Consider the following 24,580-nt stretch of genomic DNA (forward strand, 5'->3'; position numbering starts at 1 on the left):
ATCTTATCGGCCGCTATAGCATAAAGCCTAATTGGAATGATTTCGAGCGCTTAGTTGGCTGAGCATGTCTATTTTTCTTTCGTAACGCTCTGTGTGCTCGCTATTACCTGATTTACGCTTTGCCAAAGTCAGATTGCGTTTTGCCAGATCTAACTCATTCATTTGAAAATAAGCTTGAGCCAGGCCGAAATAGAACTGGTGAAGCTTATTATCCAGTTTAATAGCATTTTTGTAATGCTTGGCGCTACTCGCATACTGACCACGATTATAAGCAATCTCGGCTAACATAAAATGGTAATAGGGGTTATTTTCACGTATGCGTACAAGCCGCTGCTCTATTTGCTGTGCTTGCTCCAGACGATCTGTATGTTTATAAAGGGTTGATAAATTATCCCACGCTGTAAGATAGTCTTCATCAACCGCTATTGCTGCCAGATATGCTTGTTCAGCTTCTTCTAATGCGTCTATTTTTCGGTAAATAAAGCCTAAATTTAACATGGCATCTTTAAAATAAGGGTCGTATTCGAGCGCACGCTTGAGATAGGCATAAGCAAAATCGTAGTTTCTTTGAAGAATATATTCAGCCGCCTTGTTATTGTAAAACATAGCGCTTATTTGCGCTTTTGAGAGCTCTTTTGCTGCAAATAAATCGGTATCTTGTTGAGGGTCAAAGTCAATTACCAAGTCACTTTGCCCCCATACGGTTTTGCCAAATCGGCTTTCAGGCTTCACTCTTAAATTTACATGCCCATTGAGAATGGTCACCCCTTCTCGCAGGGTCCAAAATTCAGGAATCAGTATTTTCTGAAACGATGAGTTTAAGCCCACATGCTTGCTCATTGCATAAGTCATTATGGTGAGTGATAAACAATTGGCAGCGCGTTCACTAAACGTTTGGGAGGCCGTATTGTTTGCTTCAGCACTATAGAGCAAATCGAAGCTTGAATGATCAAAAATAGCGCTCACTAGCGCATGCACTTGCTCTTTTTGACTCTTTCGAGGCAGAACAACATTATTAACAAAGGACTTGGCTTCTGGGCTAAGGGCAAAAATTGCATCTTGCGACTCAATCTCTACGCTGTCGGATGCGGGAAAATACTCATCATGAAGTAATTCATGATATCGAATATCTGAAGCGGTGCGCGATGTGGAAGAACATGCGCTTAAAAAAACACACAGAATTGTTGCAAAAATTGGGTACCGATTGCTAAGTTTCACCTATTTACTCCAGCTTACGGCTATCCGTTAATCGTAGTCTTTTGTTAACAACTTTTCAACAAAACGCTTACTTTTGCTTTGGCAAGTCTTTTACAAATGAGAAGCGAATCGATGGCAGTATTGCAATTATGAACTATGGTTTGCTTATGGCTTGAAAATTTCGCCTTCGACACAAGGTTTTAATGAGAAAGCAATCTAAGAGATGTGCGTTTCTGTTAAGAAGCCTTCAATATATTTAAAGGAAATAAACACTATGACCAAATCCTACGATACAACTGACAGTAATAGTCCAATATTGGATATGTCGGCGCTTAAAACCGCTATCGTCAATAATGAAGAACACAAAGTAAAAGAGATGCTGGCGCAGCAACAGCTTGACAATCTTCAGCAGCAATATTTGGTTGAGCTGGCAAAAACCAATAATAATCCAAGGTTGGCAGAAGTAATAGAGAATACGCCAAGCAAGCCTTAACCAAGCTTATACGATTTGATAGCGCGGGTGTGGGAAAGTTCTTGCAGATTCATATGCCCCTGCTTGTTTAGGGCGTACAATTGGGCATTTAGCAAGGTTAAGGTGGAGAGCGCATCGTCCAGCGCATTGTGTAAAGGCGCATCGGAGAGGCCGTAGCGCTTTCTTGCGCTTTTAAGCGTTACACCTGAGCTTGGCACAAAACCATGTGTTTTCTCACAGACGTAGACTTCAAGCAACATAGTATCGATAGTCGTTACGCTTGTTTGTTCCAGCGACAATGCCTGCCACAGCCGGTTTAATACGCGCATGTCCAGCGTTGCGTTATGCAATACCCAAACGTGACTATCAACGTATTGCTCTAATAATTTGACCTTCTCTCGAACGTGACATCCTTGCGCTATGTCTTTTGCGGTGAGCCCATGGATTACCGGGCTTTGTTTCAAATCACCACTGGCTCGCACAACATCATATTCCGCACTGGCCAGGTCGACTTGATAGTTTTGTCCAAACACCCAACCGATGGATGTGACTTTAGCGATGTCTGTATTAAGGTCGGTTAGTTCTAAGTCTAATGCCAGTAGCGGCAATTGTGGATAACACTGATGTTTAAACTTTTCATGAATAGGAAACTGACCAAACACGACCTTTTTGATAAATTCAAACATCAGCCAATGCCTCCAGAGAATTTAAGCACCGCCGCCTGTTGAGCGCGATGAATAGCCTGAAAGGCCGCTTTAAGTTGATGCTTTTCTATAGAAGATAGGTCACTTACTCTAACCAGGTTGTCTTGTACGTTATTGGTGAGCTGATGTCGCCAGCGCAAACGATTTAAAAAGAGCCAGATATCAATGAGGTTTTTACGATCTTTTTCTGATAGACCGCATTCGGGCGTGAGGTTTTTGAGGCGGGCGACCGTGCCCGGCATGGTCAGACCCGCACTTAATGCATAGAGTCTTACCAGATTATTAATAATGGCCACGGCCGACTTTTTAAGATCAATACTGTCTTTATAATCCGCATTTTTCGCATATACGAACTTTTGAAACATAGACAAGGGCACACTGGTTTCGTTTGCCGCTCTCGCCAGTGCTGCGAGGAACATGGACTGCTTTAACAGGGGCTTGCGCTGCGCCTGTAACTTTTCGAATAATCGAGTGTCACCTGCTGCTGAGCGCGCATCCAAAAAAATATTAAAATCCAGTATGGCCTGATTGGTTGGGCTTTTTACCCATGCCTTTGCCTCTTTTACCGCTGCATCTAAAGACAATCGCAAAGCAGGGTTACTGGCCATAATGTTACCATCACATAGCTTAATTCCGCATTTCGCCAAGTTTACGCAAACAAAATCAGCTAACTTTTCAAAGTACTCGCCCTCTTGTTGCGACGGCTCTCGTTCAAGCAACAATGCATTGTCTTGGTCAGAGCCCATGGTTTGATCTTCTCTGGCTTGAGAGCCATACACCAGCCAGCAATAATTCATGGGCGCCTGACCATGCGCTTGTTGAAAGAAGGTAATAAGCTTACGCGTCATAATATCTGTCGCTTGCGAGAGCACTTTACCGGCAATGTCAAAGTCTCCGGCTCGCTTGGCAGAAGAGGCTAAATACTGCGGTATTTGCCAGGCTTTTGACACCAGTTCATCTACGGTTTCAGCTTTACTTAAATCACTTATAACAAAGAGCACATTTGCGCGCTGCTGCTTTGATACATCGGTGTTTGTGATCATGCCCACCGGGGTTTTTGTTACTGCGTCCAAAACGGGCAAGTGATTAATGCCATACTGTGACATGATGCAAATGGCGTCAAATATTGTTTTATTTTTGGTTAAGTAGGCCGGGTTTTCTGTCATGATTTGCTTGATGGGTAATTGCGTATTTAAGCCCACTGCTACAACACGATTACGCAAATCTCTGTCTGTCGCTATACCTAGCAAGTCATTATTATCTATCACCAGCACCGAAGAAACTTTCTGCTCACTCATGCGTTTAGCCGCAAGCTGAATACTATCATTTGGCGCAACAGACACGGGCGTATGATGAACAACTTCATGTAGCGGTTTGTACAGCCACATGGAGTTTGAATCAGATACCGCTTTATTCTGAAGCGCGTCGTTTTTAGAGGCGGTGAAGAACTGGGCAAACGCCGGGTTGTCCATCGCTTTAAAAAAATATGCTTTTGCAATACAAAGCACTATTCCCGGACTGTCTACAACAACATTGATGTTGTAATCCACCTTGTCGAGCAGGCGCGCAAATCCGAAGTAGTCACCGTCACTTAAATGCTTAATAGGACCATCACAATCTTTCACAGCAAATTGACCCGACTGAATTACAAACAGTGCATCTTTATGCTGTGCGATGAGCTCCTTTTGATTTTCAGCCGCCAGATAAATCAACTGACTGTGTTGTGCTATCTCCTGCTGAAGCTCAGAATCAAGCTCATCAAAAGGCCCTTCGTTTTGTAAAAAATCAATGATTTGTTGAGCCGTAGCCGTCATGTGTTTGTCTCTTATTCAAAATAACGATTTTTATTAATTTCAACAGTTTGCACCACAAATTTGTACCAAAAGAGAAAGGCTTCACAATATCAAAGTCTCCAAAACCATGGATGGTTTTGGTGAAGTGGTCATGGATGACGAAAAGCGGCTTTGATATTGTGAAGCCTCTCTCTTTTGGTAAAGCAAGTTTTTGCAAATAACTGTTCATCACTTACGTATTTTTTTGATAAAAAAGCCCAGCAGATTGCCGGGCTTTTGCAGTTCCTAGTAGTTTTCCTAGTTCAGGATTAGTGAGCCGACGCTTCACCTGCACCTTTCGGGAAGCGAATGCTTTCCACCAGGTCCTGAATTTCTTTTGGTGCTTCCTTCGTCATTTTGAACACAACAAACGCAACAATGAAGTTTACACACATACCGATTGAACCGATGCCTTCAGGTGAGATTCCCAAGAACCAATTATCCGGTGTATTTAACTCAGGGCTAATGAACTTAAAGTACACAATGTAGGCTGCGGTAAAGGCAATACCTGCTACCATGCCCGAGATTGCACCTTTATCATTCATGCGCTTACTGAAGATACCCATAATGATTGCCGGGAAGAAGCTTGACGCTGCCAGACCGAAGGCAAAGGCCACCACCTGCCCCACAAATCCAGGCGGATTTACCCCAAAGTATCCTGCAATAAGTATCGCCACCCCAGCTGCTATTCGCGCAGCGCGTAGCTCACCCTTGTCGGAAATATTTGGCGCAAAGGTACGTTTGAGCAAATCGTGCGACACCGAGGTTGAAATAACCAACAATAAACCCGCTGACGTTGAAAGCGCTGCTGCCACCCCTCCTGCTGCGACCAATGCTATCACCCAGGCGGGTAAGTCTGCGATTTCAGGGTTAGCTAAAACCATAATATCGCGGTCAATCAGCATTTCGTTGGCACTTGCAGGGTCATCGTAGCTGCCTGCAGAGTAAAACATTTTGCCATCGTTGTTCTTATCGTTAAATTTGATAAGTTTGGTTTCTTCCCAGTTTTTAATCCACGAAGGCGCTTCAGAATAAGCCGTTCCTGTCATTTCAGGGCCGTTGATGGTCTCAATCATATTGACACGAGCGAATGCAGATAATGCAGGTGCTGTGGTGTACAAAATTGCGATGAACAGTAACGCCCAACCAGCACTCTTGCGAGCATCAGCCACCTTAGGTACCGTAAAGAAACGTACAATAACGTGAGGCAAGCCTGCCGTTCCTACCATCAATGCAAAAGTGATACAAAAGACATCAATCATGCTTTTGCTACCGTCGGTATACTCATTAAATCCAAGCTCAGTTGATAGTCCGTCCAGTTTATCCAAGAGATACACGCCGGAACCATCGGCCAAAGTTGCACCAAATCCTGTTTGAGGCAGAATATGACCTGTTAGCATCATTGAGATGAAAACAGCCGGTACAAGGTAAGCGAAAATCAATACACAATACTGTGCAACCTGTGTATAGGTAATGCCTTTCATACCGCCAAGTACGGTGTAAAAGAATACAATCGCCATACCGATGACAACGCCCATAACAATGTCGACTTCAAGGAAGCGCGAGAATACAACGCCCACGCCACGCATCTGACCGGCAACGTAAGTAAAGCAAACAAAAATGGCGCAGAACACAGCAACAGTTCGAGCGGTTTGCGAGTAGTAGCGGTCGCCAATAAAATCAGGAACCGTAAATTTACCAAATTTACGCAGGTACGGAGCCAGACAAAGCGCTAAGAGTACGTAGCCACCGGTCCAACCAAGCAGGTATACTGCACCATCGTAACCCATGAATGAAATCAGACCCGCCATGGAGATAAAAGAAGCTGCCGACATCCAGTCTGCGGCAGTTGCCATTCCGTTCATCACGGGCGGCACACCGCCACCGGCAACATAAAAGTCTGTAGTAGAGCCAGCTCGGGCCCAAATTGCTATGCCTATGTAGAGGAGAAATGATGCCCCTACGATCAAAAATGTAAGTACTTGAACGTCCATCGTTATTCCTCGTCTACGCCGTATTTTTTATCTAATGAATTCATCAATTTCATGTAAATGAAAATAAGTGCTACAAATACATAAATTGCCCCTTGCTGAGCAAACCAAAAGCCTAATTTAAATCCAAAAAATTGAATTTGATTAAGCTGCTCAACAAATAAAATGCCTGCGCCGAACGAGACGACAAACCAGACAACTAAAAGCTTAAACAGGATTGAGAGATTCTCTTTCCAGTAGGCTTTTTGATCGTTTTCGTTTTTGAATCCCATCTTTAAGTCCTCTACTAGGTTAAGTTAGTGTGTTGCTTTTTACATTTTAGTAACGAGAGGTTTTATAGGCGCTTTTGATGTTTGTACGAACGCATAAACTCGCTTGTAAAACCTGTCATTACTAGCTTGATGTTTACAATAGAGAGCTTGAGAAATAGGCGAAATGCGACATTGGTCTTACGGTGTTAGTATTAGATTGTTATGTGTTAAAGTGACAATTGTTAAAAGCTTGTATAGGAATTTACATGTCGATCGGTTGGCTGGCGCTAGCTCTAGCGTATTTACTACTTTTATTCTGGATCGCCAAATGGGGCGATAAAAACTCCCCAACTGCTCGATGGATTACATCTCATCCTTTAGTCTACTGTCTAGCATTAGGTATTTATTGTACCGCATGGACCTTCTTTGGTGCTGTAGGTCAGTCAAGTACACAAGGCTGGATGTATCTGCCCATTTTGCTAGGGCCCATTATTGTTTATGTAGTATTTAACTCTTTTATTTATAAGCTTATTTTTGTTAGTAAAAAACAGCATATTAGTACTATCGCGGATTTTATTTCCTCTCGATATGGTAAGCGACAAGTTGTTGCGCTGCTCGTAACCATTATCGCCTTAATGGCTACTATTCCCTACATAGCGCTACAGTTAAAAGCCATCGGTACAACCTTTCAAATGATTACTGAACAAGGTGACACCCAGGTAATTATCATTATTGCCAGTTTATTTATGGCAGTATTTGCCATGTATTTCGGCACTCGTAATACCGATGTGACGCAATATCGAAGAGGCTTAATGCTCGCCATTGCCTTTGAATCATGCGTTAAACTATTAGCGCTTATATTAGTGGCATTTATTGGATATCAGTATTGGCATGCTGAGGCCTCCGGCAACATCCTGGCTGCCTATACAAGCTCAGAGTCGCTATCGGCCTTTTCCTCATTGGGTTTTTGGACACAAACTCTAATGGCTGCAGCCGCTATTATTTGCTTACCAAGACAATTCCATATTACCGTTATTGACAATTTGCATTTGGAGCACGTTCGCAGCGCCCGCTGGTATTTTCCGCTCTATCTGGCCTTAATTGCCTTAACCATTCCAATTATTGCAGCCGCTGGTAATGCGATATTCGCTGAAAAAACGATAGCAGGCGATGAATACGTCATGGGTATTGCCCTTTTCTCAGAATCTATTTGGTTACAAATGATTGTGTTTGTTGGCGGACTATCAGCGGCCACGGCCATGATTATCGTCGCTACCCTTACTTTAAGCACAATGCTTACAAACGATGTGATTTTACCTAAGCTAATGGATAAAGGTATTCCAGAAGGCGTAGATAAAGTACAGCGGATAAAAAAGATTCGCCGCTTTGTAATATTTTCTATATTGCTATTGGCCTTTGCTTATCAGCAGCAAATGGCATATCAGGCACCGCTTGCTTCCATTGGCTTGCTCGCCTTTTCATTGGTTATTCAGCTCTTACCGGCAATAGTTGGCGGACTTTATTGGCAACGAGGACATGCGCATGGGGTGTACGCAGGCCTGTTAAGCGGTTTTGCTGTTTGGCTGATGTTTTTGCTCTTTCCACTTATCGAACCAGACAGCAGCGCCTACCAAAGCGATATTGTTGCGCAAGGCGCGCTGTTAAGCCTCATTGCTAACACGCTCGCTTATGTGGGATTCTCAATGATTTCGACGCCGCGTTTGATCGATCGCATTCAAGCGAGTGCGTTTGTGTCTCCCGCAGCTTTAAACAACAATTTTAAATCCGATACCGTGTTTGAAGTAAGAGTGTCTGATTTAAAAACCCTGATTGCCCGCTTTTCAGGTGACCAGCGCTGTCAACAACTCTTTCGGGATTATGAAAAACAAAACGGCTTAAAACTTTTGGATGAAGATAAAGCCAGTGAACGCCTATTAGAGTTTTGTGAAAGAGCCTTGGGTGGCGTGGTAGGTTCATCCAGCGCTAAAGCACTTATCGACAGCGTAGTGCGCGGGAAAAAGCTCGATATCACTGAAGTCGTGAACTTCTTTGACGACACCACACAAGCAATGCAATTTAATATGAGTGCGCTTCTGACCTCTTTGGAAAATATTGATCAAGGTATAAGCGTAGTCGATAAAAATCTAAACCTCGTCGCCTGGAACAAACGCTATATCGATTTGTTTTCCTATCCCGAATCGCTCGTACAAGTTGGGGCGCCCATTGAGCCGCTCATTCGCCACAATGTTTTAAGAGGTGACTGTGGTCCTGGTGAGATTGAAATTCAGGTTCAAAAGCGTCTGGAGCATTTGAAAAACGGGACACCGCATCGTTTTACCCGACAGCGCGATGATGGACACGTGATTGAAATGGTCGGTAACCCATTGCCCGGTGGGGGCTTTGTGACGAGTTTCCATGACATTACAGGACATGTTGAAATCCAACAGGCCTTAAAAGAATCAAATATCGATTTGGCTGCACGCGTGGCAAAGCGCACTGAAGAAGTGCACTCGATTAACGCCGAATTAAGACTGGAAATTGAGCGGCGAAATCATCTTGAGAAAAAACTCATCAGAGCGCGCAAAGAAGCGGAAGATGCAAATGCAAGTAAAACCCGTTTTTTGGCACTGGCGAGCCACGATGTTTTACAGCCTCTAAACGCTGCAAAACTGTATTTGACGATTTTAGAAGAAGCCGATATTGCGGAAGATTTGAAAGCCACGATTCGCAAATTAAGCGATTCGGTTGTCTCAAGCGAAACGCTCATTAGCACAATTTTAGATATTTCTCGCCTTGACCAGGGTGAATTAAAGCCATTTATCGAAACCTTAAATGTGCGTGAAATACTAACGCCGATTATTAACGAAATGAGCATGAAAGCAAAAGAAAAAGGCCTTGGCTTTAGAAGCCGCATACAAGATTGCTTTATAAGCGCTGATAAAACCTATTTGTATCGAATTGTTCAGAACTTGGCTTCAAATGCCGTGAAATATACGCAAACGGGTAAAGTATTGCTAACGGTAAGAGTACATAAGGAGCGCGTTAAAATAGAAGTGCGCGACACTGGCATCGGGATCCCCGAGCTTCAACAAGCCGCTATTTTTAGCGACTTTTACCGAGTGGAGAACTCACAAGAACAGGGTATCGGCCTGGGACTGGGAGTAGTAAAGCGCCTTACCCAACAACTTGACTGTCAGGTAAGAGTGTATTCAAAAGAAGAGGTAGGCTCGTGCTTTTCTATCGAATTTAAACAGGTGCCGCCGCCCGAAGCAGCCAAGATCGTTCGCTCTCCTTCTAAATCAGTATTTAGTAAACTTAAAGTGCTGTGTATAGATGATCAGCGAGAAAATCTCGATGCCATGGAAGCACTACTCGGAAAATGGGGAATCGATGTGCAAACCGCTCAAAACTACGAGAAAGCGCTGGAAATAGCTAAGTCTTTCGAACCGCACATTTTATTTGTTGACTACCAGTTAGGCCGAGGACCAGACGGACTTGAACTCATAGACATGATTCGTCATCAAAATAACACCATTTTGCCCGCATGTCTGGTCACTGCACAGCGGGGTGATGAGTTAATGAAAGGTTGCAGCGATCATGGCGTGAATTATTTGGCCAAACCTTTAAAGCCTGCGAAGCTACGAACTCTCATACAAAGTATGAGCAAGTTCATCCGACATGTTGAAGTTGAGGATAAAGCAAACGATTAACGTTACACTTCTTCTTTGGCTGGCGGCTCTAGTTGCAATTGCGAAGCAATTAACACCGCCTGTGTTCGATTGTTAATACCGAGCTTTCTAAAGATCGCGGTAACGTGCGCTTTCACGGTTGCTTCAGCAATATCGAGATTGTAACCAATTTGCTTATTTAGCAGACCATCACGCATATAACACAATACCTTATATTGAGAAGGCGTAAGACTCGCAACGTTTTCAGCAAGTGCAGAGAATGTTTCATCCACGTCTTCAATTTGTTGCCTTACTCGCTCAGGTACCCAAACGTCACCGTCTAACATATTGGTTACAGCCTCACTTATCTCCTGAGCGCTAGCGGTCTTGGGAATAAAACCCATCGCGCCTAAACCAACAATTTTTGAAATCAGGGCAGCGTCTTCTGTGCCAGATACAACCGCAATGGGGATGTCAGGAAAGGTTTTCTGAATATGTAAAAAGCCAAACAGGTCGCTACTACCCGGCATGTGCAAATCAAGTAAGAGTAAGTCAACATCGTGACTTTCCAGTTTGGCAACCGTGGCATTCAGATCGCCAGACTCCAATATCGTCAAATCAGTGAAGGCCATTTTAAGCGCACCCTTAAGTGCATCTCGGTACAAGGGGTGATCGTCAGCAATCAGTAAGGTGACCATATTCAGTGTGTCCTTGATGTGTTGCATATCGTAATGTGCTTGCTTGTTTGCAATGTTAGCGATTTACGCACGCCACGTGAAGAGTAGCGTACTCGCTTATTATCAGCTTAACAAGATGTTAACAAATAAGAAAGCGATTTGGTCTCATACAAAAGTATAATAGAAAGTCTGGAACTTATCCGTTGATCCACCAAAGCTGACTATTTATCTTTCAGACCTTTTTCTCGCTTAATTAACCGGTTTCAACTCTGCCTTAATTTGCTTGGAAATAGCCTCTGGAGAGGTTGTTTTTCTGGCGAGCATGCTATACATAACCGGCACTAAAACCAAAGTAAATACGGTTGCTGCCAGCACTCCAAAAAGCACTACAATGCCAATGACCATCCTCGTCTCTGCTCCGGCACCGCTTGATAGCACCAGGGGAATTGTACCGGCAATTGTCGTCAGTCCAGTCATGATGATGGGCCTGAAGCGGGTATGAGATGCCTGCATTATAGCGCGATTGAAGCCAGCGCCTTCGTCACGTAATTGATTCGCAAACTCTACTATAAGTATCCCGTTTTTAGCCGCTAAACCCACCAGCATAATCAAGCCAATCTGTGAGTAAATATTCAGTGAATTGCCGGTCAAATATAAACCAAGCAATCCGCCGCCAATAGAAAGCGGAACGGTTAGCATGATAACAAAAGGGTGTACCCAGCTTTCAAATTGCGCAGCCAGAACCAGAAATACTACTAACACGCCCAACGCAAAAACGAACATCATCGAACTGCCAGAGCTCTGATAGTCTCGGCTCTGCCCTTTAAAGTCAATGATTGCTTCTGGTGGCAAATGTTCTCGGGTTAAATTCTCCAAATAGTCAAGAGCCTCACCCAGGCTATAGCCCTCTGCCAGATTAGCTTCAATGGTGATAGAGCGTATTCGATTAAAACGGGAGAGCGTTTCGGCAGCACCATATTCATCTATGGTTAACAAGTTAGAAATGGGTACTAATTGACCGCTTCTTGCAGATTCTACATAAATATTTTTAATATCGCTGAAAGAACGTTGGGCATCTCTTTCCCCCTCCAAGATCACATCATACTCTTCTCCACGGTCAAGGAAGGTAGTGACATTTCTGCCGCCCATCATAGTTTCCAGGGTGCGACCAATTTCAGCAATATTGACCCCCAAGTCGGCCGCGCGCTCATAGTTGATATTAAAATCAATTTGAGGCCGCGTTTCCTTGTAGTCGTTATCGATACCTTCAAGGCCTGGATTGTTTTCATCTATTTTTGCCAGCAAAATATCTCGCCACTTGGCCAGCTCTTCGTAAGTTGAACCGCCTAGCACAAACTGCACCGGCTTTTGGGTTCCTCCGCCTAAACCTTGTCGCATAATGGGAAAGGCCCTTACTCCAGGTAGTTCACCCAGCTTTGTTCTCACCTCCTGCATTATTTCTGCAGCAGGACGTCGAACAGCCCAATCATTCAATATAACAATGGCAATTCCGGTATTAAAATTTTCCACATTTCCAAAAGAGCGCGGTGAACGCACCAATAGCCTGTTAATTTCACCCGTTTCCACCAAGGGCATCAGTCTTCGCTCTATTTCATCCATGTACTCTCGCATGTAGCTGTAGCTTGCACCTTCAGGTCCATTCACAATTACAAAAAATGCACCTCTATCCTCTTGGGGAGTAAATTCCTGCTGAATTTTTGGATAAAGAAAAACCGTGGCGCCTAGTACTGCAAAAAAACCTATCACAATGACGATGGGCCTGCGGATACCAAAGGCGACGGAGCGCATATATTTATGTCTGAGCCAACTAATCCCCTTATCTATGGAATTGATAAGAAAATTACTTCGGGGCGCTTTTTCCTTTAAAATTTTTGAAGCTAACATTGGCGAAAGGGTAAGTGCAATAAGTGAAGAAAAGGCAACTGCTGCTGCAATAGTCAGAGCAAACTCTGTGAAGAGCCTGCCAATATCGCCCTGTAAAAAAGTAATTGGAACAAAAACCGCAACAAGCACAAGTGTTGTAGCTATAATAGCAAAACCCACTTGTCGCGCTCCCTTGTAGGCGGCAATCAAAGGACTTTCCCGCTTATCCTGCATGCGCCTTACTATGTTTTCAAGCATGACAATCGCATCATCCACCACTAAACCGATAGCCAAGACTAAAGCTAATAAGGTCAATAAGTTTATTGAAAACCCTAATGCATAAATAACAATGAAGGTAGCAACAAGAGAAACAGGCACAGTTACCGCGGGCACCAACATCGCTCTGAAGGTACCCAAAAACAGATAAATCACCAAAATAACACAAGCAATGGCAATAAACAGTGTGGTGTACACTTCGGCAATAGACGCCTGAACAAACACGGCAGCGTTATAGCTTTGCTTGATCTCCATCCCATTAGGCAAGCTTTTGTTTAAACGTTCCGACGTTGCAATCACCCCATTAGCCACATCAATCGTATTTGCAGTGGACTGCCGGATGATGCCAATCCCTATCATGGGAACTTCGTTTCCTCTAAATTGTACTCTGTCTTCAACAACACCTAAGGCAACTGTCGCAATATCAGAAAGTCGAATTAAGTAGCCATCCTCGCCTTGCGCAATAACTAAGCGATTAAAATCATCAGCTTGCTTAAAATTTCGGTCAACGCGCGCTCTAAAAAGTCGCTCGTCAGATTCTAATACACCAGCAGGCAACTCGACGTTTTCAGCCCGAAGTGCTCGCTCAACATCACTGACGCTTATATTTCGAGCTGCCATTTCCTGACGATTTAACCAAATTCGCATTGCGTAGTTTTGCGCCCCACCAATTATTACGCGAGCAACGCCATCTAGCGTCGAGTATTGATCCACCAAAAATCGCTCTGCATAGTCAGTGAGTTCGGGTGAAGTCATTTGCTCACTGACAAGATTTTGCCAGATGATCACGTCATCATTGCTGTCTACCTTTTGAACTTCGGGTGGGTCAGCTTCTTCCGGCAGGTTATCTGTGATACCGGCTATGCGATCCCGTACGTCATTAGCAGCAGCATCAATGTCCCGATTAATCGAGAACTCTATACTGACATTCGATTCTCCATCCTGAGATGATGATTGTATAAACTCAATTCCTTCAATACCCGCAATACGCTCTTCGATAATTTCAGTAATGCGAGTTTCAACAATATTTGCAGGCGCGCCGGGGTAAGTGACTTCAACTGTCACTACTGGCGGGTCAATATCAGGGTACTCTCGAAGGCTTAATCGCTCATAACTGACTAAACCAAAAGCCACGAGCAAAAGTGAAATAACGCTGGCGAAGACCGGACGTTTAACAGATAAGTCGGATAAAATCATGACTCTGCTCCCATTTGGGATTGCGCCAGCATTTCCTGTAAGCTCTGATTATTATCTTCAATGGCTCTAACGCTTACCTTTGCGCCGTCGCTGATTCTTAGCGTTCCATGCGTAACAACACGTTCGCCCTCTTCGAGTCCACTAATTATTTCTATTTCACCTTTAAGTCTGAGTCCTAATTCGACCTGCGTCCGTTTGGCGATAACTTCTCCGTTTGCATCTTCCTCAACGCGCATGACATATTTTTTATTCCCTAAAACGATTAGGGCTTCTTCGGGAACGACAAGCGCCTTTCTAGGGTTTGCTTTCAATACGACCTGCATCAGCATTCCCGCTTTTAACAAGCCCTCTTCATTGTCAATAAGTGCTCTGGATAATACCGCTCTTGTCACAGGATCCACGCGACTATCAATGCTGGTTATGGTACCTGTAAAAACTCTCCCCGGATAAGCGCTACTGGTTGCCCTTACTGAAATACCTCTCTCCAGCGCACTTAAATACACTTCGGGTATCGAAAAATCCAGTTTCATGACGCTTATATCATCAATGGTAGTAATCAAGGTTCCTGGCTGAACAAGCGCTCCGACGCTAATGTTTCTAATCCCCACTACGCCGTCAAAAGGTGCAATTATTCGTCGCTCGTTGATACGCGATTCAATCGCTTTAATTCTGGCTCTTGCTGTATTTACTTCACGCTCCTGAACGTCTAGAGCGGAAGACGAGGCCACGCCTTCTTCAACCAATGGGCGCAATCGGTTGATTTGTCGTTTAGCTTCATCAAGGCGTGACTGCTCTTCAGCCAATTCGGCCTCTTCTTGAGCAAAATCCATTACGGCCAGTAAATCTCCCTTTTTTACCGACTGATTATCATCAAAATTTACCTGAATCACTCTTTCTGTCACGGTGGAAGTAAGATTGACGTTTTCGTTTGCTTGTAATGAACCCAAGGCTTCGATTTCATCGTTTAAATTCTGGTTGACTGCTTGTGCAACAAAAACCGGAACCGGGTTTGCAGAGTTGGCAGAAGCTGAGTTTGCTAGCAACAAAGCACTCAATAAAACGCAAGCGCTTAGGGCTGAAAAAGAGGTAAGTAGAACACGCATTCGATGAGCTCGTTATTAATAAACCTAAATAATATACGTCCAAAATCGAACAAAGATTATCGCGATATCTTCACTAAATCTTTCTAATTAATCGAAAAGATACGAAAATTGGCAGAAGACAATATGGCGTTATTAGTTTGGAAGCTCTCTTGTCAGTAAATTTAAGTTAAATAAAAGGCTGCTCAAAAGCAGCCTTTAGTTCAATCATTGCATTAGTTTAACGATTCAAGCGTTTGTCTATCAGCGAATCAACTACTGACGGGTCTGCAAGCGTTGAGGTATCACCTAATTGTTCATACTCATTAGCGGCTATTTTGCGCAGTATTCTTCGCATAATTTTGCCAGAGCGCGTTTTAGGTAAGCCTGTCGTCCATTGAATGAGATCAGGTGTAGCAATTGGGCTTAGCTCTTTTCGAACCCAGGCTCTTATCTCTTTAGTGAGCTCTTCGTTAGCCTCTACCCCTTCGTTGGGCGTCACATAAACATAAATACCCTGGCCTTTGATGTCGTGCGGATAACCTACCACTGCCGCCTCTGCAATCACAGCATGAGCAACCAGTGCAGACTCAATTTCGGCTGTACCTAAGCGGTGTCCAGACACATTGAGCACATCATCTACTCTGCCGGTTATCCAATAATAACCGTCCTCGTCACGACGCGCCCCATCACCGGTAAAGTACACGCCGTTATATGCGCTAAAGTAAGTTTCTATAAAACGTTTATGGTCACCGTAAACAGTGCGGGCTTGTGAGGGCCAGCTATCTTTAATAACTAAATTACCCTCTGTAGCGCCCTCCAGTTCATTACCATCAGCGTCAAATAAAGCAGGCTGAATGCCAAACAGAGGTCGCGTTGCAGAGCCAGGTTTAAGTTCGGTCGCCGCGGGCAGAGGAGCAATCATCATACCGCCGGTTTCAGTTTGCCACCAAGAATCAATAATTGGGCAACGACCCTGACCGATGACCTTGTGATACCACTCCCAAGCTTCTGGATTAATTGGTTCACCTACAGAGCCTAAAACTCTAAGTGAGGATAAATCACAGCCTTCTACCGGCTTTTCACCGTGAGCCATAAGCGCTCGAATGGCGGTGGGTGCGGTATATAAGCTGTTCACCTTGTATTTTTCTACCACCTGAGCAATACGGCGAACATCAGGATAAGTGGGAACGCCCTCAAAAAATACCTGCGTTGCGCCACAGGCAAGTGGTCCATAAGTCATGTAGCTGTGACCTGTGATCCAGCCCACATCGGCTGTACACCAGTAAATATCATCCTCTTTATAATCAAATGCATAGCGGAAAGTCATTGATGTATAAAGAAGATAGCCACCAGTGGTATGCACTACACCTTTTGGCTGACCCGTTGAACCTGAGGTGTAAAGAATGAATAAAGGATCTTCAGCATTCATGACTTCCGGCTCGCATTGAGCAGAACAATCGCCAATCAATTCATGCCACCACACATCAACATCGCTATTCCAGTTGATATCACCACCAGTAAGTTTATGCGTTACAACCGCCTTAATTGATGGACATGCGCCATTTGCAATAGCTTCATCAACATTTGCTTTAAGCGCAACGCTTCTTCCTGCGCGGCGCCCTTGATCAGCCGTAATGACGACTTTTGCGTCACTGTTATTGATTCTGTCTGCAATCGCATTAGGCGAAAAACCACCAAAAATAACTGAATGCACCGCGCCAATGCGAGCACAAGCCAACATAGCATAAGCAGCATGTGGAACCATCGGCATATAAATCGCCACACGATCACCTTTCTCAACGCCTAGCTTCTTAAGACCATTTGCCAACTTACATACTTCATAGTGCAACTGCTGATAAGTGACTTTTTCTGAGTTTTCAGGTGAATCACCTTCCCAAAGTATCGCCACCTTTTTCGCGTTTTTCTCTAGATGACGATCAATACAGTTATAGCTTGCGTTGAGCTCTCCATCTTCAAACCACTTAATCTCGCAGCTTTCCTGGCTAAAATCGGTATTCTTGATTTTGGTAGGCTTTTTATACCAGTCCAGCTCATTAAGTTGCTCACGCCAGAAGCCCTCAGGGTCACTTACCGACTGCTGATACATCGCTTTGTAGTCTTCATCACCAAAGTGAGCGTTTTTTAACAGTGACTCTGGCACTGGATATGTTTTGGCACTCATGTTTCTGCCTCCGTAAAATGCTTGTAAGTACAAGGTTAACAATAGACCTCTTGGTAAAAACCAAAATGAGACTTTGGTATTACCATATATATTGCGGCCTGCACACCTTATCGCCCCTTACGCTAATCCTATGTAAACGTTAATAAAATACAACCATAGTCTCATAGACCATGCGCTAATTTGAAAGCCATGATTTTTACATAAAAATGTATCGCGATTAACTAGGTCTTCACACACTATTAACGAAAATGGATACACCTATGAAAATGAATATGACAAAAACAGCACAAGCGATTTCCTTAAGTTTATGCTTAGGCGCAGTCTCGCTATCAAGCCATGCAGCCACCATTGGTGATACCTCGGTCAGCTTCTCCGGTTATGTAAAAGTAGACGCTATCGCAAGTAATTACTCTGATGGCACACTTGCATCAGGGAGTATCGGTCGTGACTTTTACATCCCCAGTCTTACACCCGTTGGACAGAGCGATGAAGGATCGCAGTTAGATGCTCATATTCGTCAGTCTCGCTTTCAGTTTAAAACCGTAACGCCAACTGAAGAGGGAGATACGATAACCGGTGTATTAGAATTCGATATGTTAGCCACACCGAGCGGGGACGATAGAATAAGTAATTCTTACACACCACGTATTCGACATGCTTTTTTGACCTATAAAAACTGGACAGTAGGGCAAACATGGTCAACGTTCATGGACGTCAAAATTTTACCTGAAACATTGGATTTTATCGGGAATACTGATGGGGTTATATTCGATCGCCAACCCTTAGTACGCTACACCATGGGCGCATGGGAATTTGCGCTCGAAAATCCAGAAACCACCGTCACGCCACAATCGGGGGCGGGACGCATAACAGCAGACGATAATGCGCTTCCTGACGCCGTTGTGCGCTATACACATAACGCTGACTGGGGACACGTTTCGGTGGCAGGCTTAGTGCGTCAACTGGTTTATGAAGATGGTGCTGATATTGACGATTCAATTGTGTCATATGGTGTCAACATCACCTCAAAAATTAAGGTAGGTGAAACTGACGATATCCGATTGTCATTTGTAACGGGTGCTGGCCTGGGTCGCTACATGGCGCTCAATGCGGCGAATGGCGCAGTAGTTACTGCTGATAATGAGTTAGAAGCGATAGACTCACTTGGCTACAGCATTGCTTACAGACGTGTTTGGAACAATCAATTCAGAAGCAACTTTGTTTATGCAACCTTTGATGCAGATAATGATCTTGAACTGATGGCCCTTACCTCAACGGATACCACTTACAGTATTCGTGCGAATTTGCTTTATCAACCTACTGCAAAAATCACGGTGGGAGGCGAATATGCCTTTGCTAAACGTGAACTTGAGTCTGGGGAAGATGGTGATATGAATCGCCTTCAATTTTCACTGAAGTATGTTTTTTAATGACCTTCGGTAGTTAATCTACCACCTCTTCCAACCCAACTTTAGCTGGCTTCGGCCAGCTTTTTTGTGTCTATTAGAATATCAAATTGTGCTTATAGTGCTAGCGTAAAACCAATATGGCCATCAATGGCACTATAAAAAACACACCGACAATATAACCCACACCGTATAGTTTTTGCTCAGCAACCTTTAAAGATAACTGATAAGAAAGCTTTGGTGGCAACTCTCTCAGAAAAGCCAGACCGTAAATAAGCGCAACTGCCAGCACATTAAAACAAAAATGCACAAAGGCAATTTGTAATGCAAATATCGCGTTCACACCTTCTACTGCCAAAGCCGCAATGATTGCTGTAATACAAGTACCGATATTTGCGCCGAGAGTAAACGGATAGATAGCGCGAGCTGTTACAATCCCGTTGCCCACTAAAGGAACCATTAATGAGGTGGTTGTTGAACTGGATTGGACCAAAACGGTCACTGCCGTTCCAGATGCAATTCCCGCAACGGAGCCTGCTCCAAGGCTACGCTCAAGAATCAGACGAGCGCGCCCGACCATGAGTGATTTCATCACCCTTCCCATCCATGTAATGGACAGGATAATCAATCCCAGGCCTAAAACAATGCGCGCTAAACCATCGTACATGTAAGGCAATGCGCCAGTGAGTGCTTTAATTGAATCAACGAAGGGACTGATCACAAACTTAACCGGGTTAAAACTTCCCACTTCAGCAGCGCTTCCAAGCGTAAATAATGACACCATTGCTGCGCTTAAGCTTTCTAAAAAGCCAAAGGCCATTTCCAGTGGAAGAAATATGCAAACAGCAAAAATGTTAAAGAAATCGTGCACTGTAGCCGCGTTAAAAGCTCTCTGAAACTCTTGTTTATTGCCGATATGACCCAAGCTCACGATCGTATTGGTAATGCTCGTTCCAATATTGGCACCCATCATCATAGGAATGGCTATATGAATCGGCAAACCGCCCGCTACCAAGGCAACAATGATTGAGGATACGGTACTGGAAGACTGAATAAGGGCAGTAGCCACCATCCCAATAATGAGACCCATAATCGGGTTGGCAGCAAATTCAAATAGAGCGGTTGCGTGATCTTGTGTGGCTGTTTTAAACCCGCCACCAATCAGGCTTACAGCTGCAAGCATTGCAAAAACAAGAACAAGCAATACTGCCCATCTAAGCGGTTTAGGCCAGACATCAAGCGCGTTTGTCACTGCTACGGTTGGCATTTCCTGATTCATCTTAACCTTCTATTCGTTTGAAGCTTTTGGCCTGCATAGTATGAAAGCGAATTATGACGTTTTTATGAAAGTGTCATGAATTTGCACATCAATTTTTTTAATTTAAAAAACGCTATTACCTTATTAAAACGGCATTGGATAGCGTTTTATAATGTCATTTACCTCCGTGATACAGTCTTTTGAAAGTGTCATATCAAACGCGTCTATGTTTTCTTTGAGCTGCGCCATAGTGGTGGCGCCGATAATAGTCGATGTGATGCCATCTACCTGATCACACCATGCAAGAGCAAGTTGAGACGCCGTTATATCAAAGCGTTTCGCAATATCAACATAGGCAGCAACCGCCTTTTGTGACGATTCAGTATCTCTGAATAGTCCCTGACGCTGCACCATTGTCCAGCGACTCCCTTCAGGCCGCGCACCACCTAAATATTTGCCTGAGAGCATTCCTCCAGCTAACGGAGACCATGGCAAGTAAGCCACATCTTCAAAAACGCAGGTTTCAATTACAAAGGGCCAGTCTTTAAGGTGAAGCAGATTAAATTCATTTTGAATTGATACAGGACGAGGAACATTCATCTCATCACACAAATTGATGTAAGTCTGAATTCCCCATGGCGTATCGTCGGATAAGCCCCAGTGTCTTATTTTTCCAGCCGCGATAGCTTCACCTAAGGCTGAAACGATCCCTCGTTTGCGTTCCCGTTCCTTTTCTACATCGGTTTTACTTGGCTTGACCTGATTTGGCCAATGCTTTCCAAAATGCGGAGACGTTCGATTTGGCCAATGAAGCTGATAAACGTCGATGTAATCGGTTTGTAAGCGTTCCAATGACCCTTCTATCGCTACCGGGATGCTATCTTGAGAAATGAAAGACGCATTGCGAATATAAGGAAAACCCGGGCCGGTAATTTTTGTCGCAATAATCAGTTCTTCCCGTTTTTCGGGATGGCGACTAAGCCAGTCACCAATCACTCGCTCGGTATCTCCGTACGTTTTATCGGAGGGAGGCACAGGATACATTTCGGCGGTATCAATAAAATTAATACCACGATCCATGGCATAAGCAATTTGCTCATCCGCATCTTTTTGAGTGTTCTGAATTCCCCAGGTCATGCTTCCCAAACACACTCTGGAGACTGAGAGCCCGGACCGGCCCAAACTTGCGTATTTCATAATTATCCTATTTAAATCAGTGGATTAATTAATATTAACCACCAAGCTTAACACAGCTATTTTAAACAATGATTTTCAATACGAATATTTTGAGAAAAAGAACGAAGATTTGTTATCGATTCGGAAGCAAAAACCTGTTCGTTTAAGCGATGAATATAGCGAGGGACCTTTGCTCGTTTCAAAGTCGCTTTGCGCCATCCTGGCCGCTCGGGCGTAGGTCTTGAGCTGCCTCGTTGTACTTGGGTGTAAAATAAGGAGGTCGTGATTTTCATCACAATGACGAATCTTCGTAGTCGTGATTTTCATCACAATGACGAATCTTCGTAGTCGTGATCTTTATCGCGATAACGAATCTTCGTAATCGCGGTTCTTTATTTTAAATACTTTTCCAGACTTCGCGCTAAAATAGTTAAATCAAAGCTTTGATATGCGATACAACGCTGCGTCCTAAAGCGCTTAAAGCATATCCACCTTCTAGCAGAGAAACAATCTTTCCACCACAATGTTTATCTGCTATCAATTTAATTTGCTCTGTTAACCAAATATAGTCGTCTTCAACTAAACGAAGATGGCCGAGATCATCCTCAGCGTGCGCATCAAAACCCGCCGATACAAAAATGAGTTGCGGTGCAAAATTATCCAAAGCCTGCCACCAATGATTGACCATTTCCCGATATTCCGCACCTTTTGTGCCTGCGGGGACAGGAACGTTCAATATTCCTTCCCGTGTGGGCGCATCGCCTGAAAACGGATAAAACGGATGCTGAAAAGACGAGCAAAACATCACTCGCTCGTCAGTTTTGAAGATATCTTCTGTGCCGTTTCCATGATGTACATCAAAATCCACAATCGCCACACGCTCCAAACCGCGATGCTCTAACGCATGTAAGGCCGCAATCGCCACATTATTAAACAGGCAAAAGCCTGAAGAAGAAGCATAGCCCGCATGATGCCCCGGAGGCCTCACTAAACAAAAGGCCGCTCTGGTTTCGTTACTCAAAACCATGTCAACAGCCATGATTCCTGAACCGGCGGCATGCAAGGCTGCGTTTAAACTTTGATGCATCATAATTGTGTCATCATCAATCCACACACGATCTTCTGGCTCAACCGGCGCTTTATCAAAAATGTTTTGTACAAAGGCTGTATCATGAGCAACAAGTAATTCATCAAAGTGCGCTGGATGCGCGTCTGCAAATCGCACCACTAGCTCCAAGCCTGATGACAGTATTTGATCGTTTATGGCATGCATGCGTGAGGGATGTTCAGGATGCTCATCATCCATATTGTGAAGCGCACAGCTTGGACTGCTAATAATCGTTATGCTCATGCAGGCTCCTTAAGATGCTTAACCAATTCTACTTCGCCTGGGTCAGGGTTAAATACTCGCTTAAATTCGAATTGCTCGAAGACTGATATCATTGGCTTGTTTTCGGACTTCACCATTGCAAACATTTTTGTTAAACCTCTCGCTTTGGCAATAGTGATCATGTTTTCAAGTAACATTTTGGCCATGCCCTTACCTTGCTGGTTCTCACGGGTTACAAAGGCAACCTCACATGCTTTTTCTTCGGGATAAAGATAATAACGGCCAACCGCTTCAATTTTAGTCCGCGAGCCCTCCTGCTTGACTATGGTCAACGCGATATCTTTACTTTGATCAACGCTAACCAAATCACAGGACTTTTCTCGCGTCATGCCCTGAGGAATGTAGTTGTAACGCAGGCGTATTGTTTCTTTGGTATGAGAGTAAAAAAACTCCTGCAATTTACGCTCATCGGCTGGATTAAGTGGGCGTAAATAATAGGTGTCGCCCTTTATATCCATGCGCTTAATTTGCATATCACCAAATTCGGGAATGTCAGTCGGATATTGTTTTTGATAATCGGGAACCCAAACATTTTCCCGTATTTGGGTCAGTAACTGCTCTCTAAACTTAGGATGCGCAACGCGAATAAGCTCAAGCGCCCGTTCTCGGATGCTTTTACCTTTTAAACTTGCGATACCAAACTCTGTGACTACATAGTGCACATTACCACGCGAAGTCACCACCCCTGCGCCCTGGCTTAAATTTGCCACAATGCGCGAGACGCTTCCGTTTTGAGCGGTAGAAGGTAAAGCGATAATAGGCTTCCCGCCCTTACTTTTAGATGCGCCTGATACAAAGTCCACCTGACCGCCTATCCCACTATAAAATTTATGGCCAATTGAATCAGACACCACCTGGCCGCTTAAATCGACTTGCAGTGCGCTATTAATTGACACCATCTTTGCGTTTTTAGCAATATTTGCCGGTTTATTTACGTAAGCGCTTGGATAAAATTCCACGTGTGGATTGTTGTGAACAAAATCATATAAGCGGCTTGTGCCTAAACAGAAACTGGTGACTGTTTTACCAGGGTGGAAGGTCTTGGCTCGATTATTGACAACGCCTCGCTGCATCAATTCCATTACACCGTCACTTATCATCTCGGAATGTATGCCAAGGTTTTTATGTTGATGCAAATATCGCGTAACTGCATCAGGCACTTTACCTATGCCCAGCTGCAGGGTAGCGCCATCCTCCACCAGCATCGACACATACTGCCCAATGCGTTCGGTAATAGATGATTTCTCAGCCACATTCACTTCTGGTATGGGTTCTTCATGTTCAATACAGGCGCTGAACTCACTGATATGCAAAAACGAGTGGCCTGCTGTGCGAGGCATGTTGGGATTAATTTGCGCAATAATGTGCTCTGCGCTTCGCGATGCCGACATCACAATATCAACCGACACTCCCAGGGAACAGTAACCTAGCTCGTCAGGTGGAGAGACCATAATAAGCGCTGCTTTTAAAGGCAGTGTTTCGTTACTAAACAAGCTGGATATTTCAGATAAAAAGCAAGGGGTATAATCCGCCCTTCCCTCATCTACGGCTGTGCGCACAACATCACCATGGATAAAAAAGGTGTTTACCTTAAAACGATGTTTGTATTCTGGAAGTGCCCACTTATTGTCAGAAATAGTCACAATATGAACCATTTCCAAATCCTTGATGTCTTTTGCATCATGAATAAGGCTATCGACAAGTGCATTGGGCACAGCTGCGTTAGAGCCTAAAAACAACCTATCGCCAGAGCGAATTAAGCTATGCCAATCAACGGCATTATTGAATTGAGATTTGACAGATTGCATGTGTATTTGACTTTTCGGCTTAGCGATTGACATACAGCATATCAAGCAATCGCCCAAAAATTATTGATCTAACGCTAAAGTCGGACGCCAAATTGGTGGTTTAGAATAAAAAGCGGCACGGAAAAGAAA

General features: G+C 44.0%; 16 protein-coding genes. 3 read left to right on the top strand and 13 right to left on the bottom strand.

Annotated elements, in window-relative coordinates:
• Window positions 1–27: 27 nt before the first annotated feature.
• The gene (locus D6V41_RS05130; RefSeq protein ID WP_136250404.1) at window positions 28–1,218 is read right to left on the bottom strand and encodes a tetratricopeptide repeat protein; all 1,191 of its coding nucleotides are present in this window, start codon (window positions 1,216–1,218) and stop codon (window positions 28–30) included.
• A 253-nt stretch (window positions 1,219–1,471) separates the two neighbouring features.
• Here D6V41_RS05130 and D6V41_RS05135 point away from each other — a divergent pair, with 253 nt between their 5' ends.
• Window positions 1,472–1,690 (top strand): hypothetical protein, encoded by a 219-nt coding sequence (locus tag D6V41_RS05135; protein ID WP_136250405.1) that lies wholly within the window; start codon window positions 1,472–1,474, stop codon window positions 1,688–1,690.
• On the opposite strand, the gene D6V41_RS05140 is transcribed toward D6V41_RS05135, so the two are convergent.
• From D6V41_RS05140 to D6V41_RS05155, 4 genes are all read right to left on the bottom strand, one after another.
• Window positions 1,687–2,355, bottom strand: a complete 669-nt coding sequence (locus tag D6V41_RS05140; RefSeq protein WP_136250406.1) for a 3'-5' exonuclease — start codon at window positions 2,353–2,355, stop codon at window positions 1,687–1,689. The genes D6V41_RS05135 and D6V41_RS05140 overlap by 4 nt on opposite strands.
• Entirely contained in the window at window positions 2,355–4,187 is a 1,833-nt protein-coding gene (locus D6V41_RS05145; RefSeq protein ID WP_136250407.1) for a DUF294 nucleotidyltransferase-like domain-containing protein, read from the bottom strand. Before D6V41_RS05145 ends, D6V41_RS05140 begins: the two co-directional genes overlap by 1 nt.
• Window positions 4,188–4,474: 287 nt before the next feature.
• On the bottom strand, window positions 4,475–6,199 hold the full coding sequence (locus tag D6V41_RS05150) for a sodium:solute symporter family protein (RefSeq protein ID WP_136250408.1): 1,725 nt from the start codon (window positions 6,197–6,199) through the stop codon (window positions 4,475–4,477).
• Between the two features lie 2 nt (window positions 6,200–6,201).
• Entirely contained in the window at window positions 6,202–6,468 is a 267-nt protein-coding gene (locus tag D6V41_RS05155) for a DUF4212 domain-containing protein (protein WP_136250409.1), read from the bottom strand.
• Between the two features lie 245 nt (window positions 6,469–6,713).
• Between D6V41_RS05155 and D6V41_RS05160 the strand changes: the two genes are divergently transcribed.
• Window positions 6,714–10,157 (top strand): PAS domain-containing hybrid sensor histidine kinase/response regulator, encoded by a 3,444-nt coding sequence (locus D6V41_RS05160; RefSeq protein ID WP_136250410.1) that lies wholly within the window; start codon window positions 6,714–6,716, stop codon window positions 10,155–10,157.
• Between the two features lie 2 nt (window positions 10,158–10,159).
• Here D6V41_RS05160 and D6V41_RS05165 read toward each other — a convergent pair whose 3' ends face one another.
• The 4 genes from D6V41_RS05165 to acs all read right to left on the bottom strand — a co-directional run bounded on the left by D6V41_RS05165 (window position 10,160) and on the right by acs (window position 17,413).
• Entirely contained in the window at window positions 10,160–10,813 is a 654-nt protein-coding gene (locus tag D6V41_RS05165; protein ID WP_136250645.1) for a response regulator transcription factor, read from the bottom strand.
• Between the two features lie 228 nt (window positions 10,814–11,041).
• Window positions 11,042–14,149: an efflux RND transporter permease subunit gene (locus tag D6V41_RS05170; protein WP_136250411.1), complete on the bottom strand. Its 3,108-nt coding sequence runs from the start codon at window positions 14,147–14,149 to the stop codon at window positions 11,042–11,044.
• The gene (locus D6V41_RS05175; RefSeq protein WP_136250412.1) at window positions 14,146–15,252 is read right to left on the bottom strand and encodes an efflux RND transporter periplasmic adaptor subunit; all 1,107 of its coding nucleotides are present in this window, start codon (window positions 15,250–15,252) and stop codon (window positions 14,146–14,148) included. The genes D6V41_RS05170 and D6V41_RS05175 overlap by 4 nt, the downstream gene beginning before the upstream one ends.
• 217 nt (window positions 15,253–15,469) lie before the next feature.
• Complete coding sequence (gene acs, locus D6V41_RS05180) at window positions 15,470–17,413, bottom strand: acetate--CoA ligase (RefSeq protein WP_136250413.1); 1,944 nt, start codon at window positions 17,411–17,413, stop codon at window positions 15,470–15,472.
• 260 nt (window positions 17,414–17,673) lie between these two features.
• Here acs and D6V41_RS05185 point away from each other — a divergent pair, with 260 nt between their 5' ends.
• Window positions 17,674–18,843 carry a DcaP family trimeric outer membrane transporter gene (locus D6V41_RS05185; RefSeq protein ID WP_136250414.1) on the top strand — a complete coding sequence of 390 codons (1,170 nt, stop codon included), beginning with the start codon at window positions 17,674–17,676 and terminating at the stop codon, window positions 18,841–18,843.
• Window positions 18,844–18,943: 100 nt separating this feature from the next.
• On the opposite strand, the gene D6V41_RS05190 is transcribed toward D6V41_RS05185, so the two are convergent.
• From D6V41_RS05190 to D6V41_RS05205, 4 genes are all read right to left on the bottom strand, one after another.
• Window positions 18,944–20,098 (bottom strand): Na/Pi symporter, encoded by a 1,155-nt coding sequence (locus tag D6V41_RS05190; protein ID WP_206663235.1) that lies wholly within the window; start codon window positions 20,096–20,098, stop codon window positions 18,944–18,946.
• 123 nt (window positions 20,099–20,221) lie between these two features.
• Complete coding sequence (locus D6V41_RS05195; RefSeq protein ID WP_136250415.1) at window positions 20,222–21,274, bottom strand: aldo/keto reductase; 1,053 nt, start codon at window positions 21,272–21,274, stop codon at window positions 20,222–20,224.
• Window positions 21,275–21,683: 409 nt separating this feature from the next.
• Window positions 21,684–22,604 carry a histone deacetylase family protein gene (locus D6V41_RS05200; RefSeq protein ID WP_136250416.1) on the bottom strand — a complete coding sequence of 307 codons (921 nt, stop codon included), beginning with the start codon at window positions 22,602–22,604 and terminating at the stop codon, window positions 21,684–21,686.
• Complete coding sequence (locus tag D6V41_RS05205; protein WP_136250417.1) at window positions 22,601–24,451, bottom strand: bifunctional acetyl-CoA hydrolase/transferase family protein/GNAT family N-acetyltransferase; 1,851 nt, start codon at window positions 24,449–24,451, stop codon at window positions 22,601–22,603. The genes D6V41_RS05200 and D6V41_RS05205 overlap by 4 nt, the downstream gene beginning before the upstream one ends.
• Window positions 24,452–24,580 lie beyond the last annotated feature (129 nt).

The organism is Ningiella ruwaisensis, assembly GCF_004798935.1.
Classification (GTDB): Bacteria; Pseudomonadota; Gammaproteobacteria; order Enterobacterales; family Alteromonadaceae; genus Glaciecola; species Glaciecola ruwaisensis.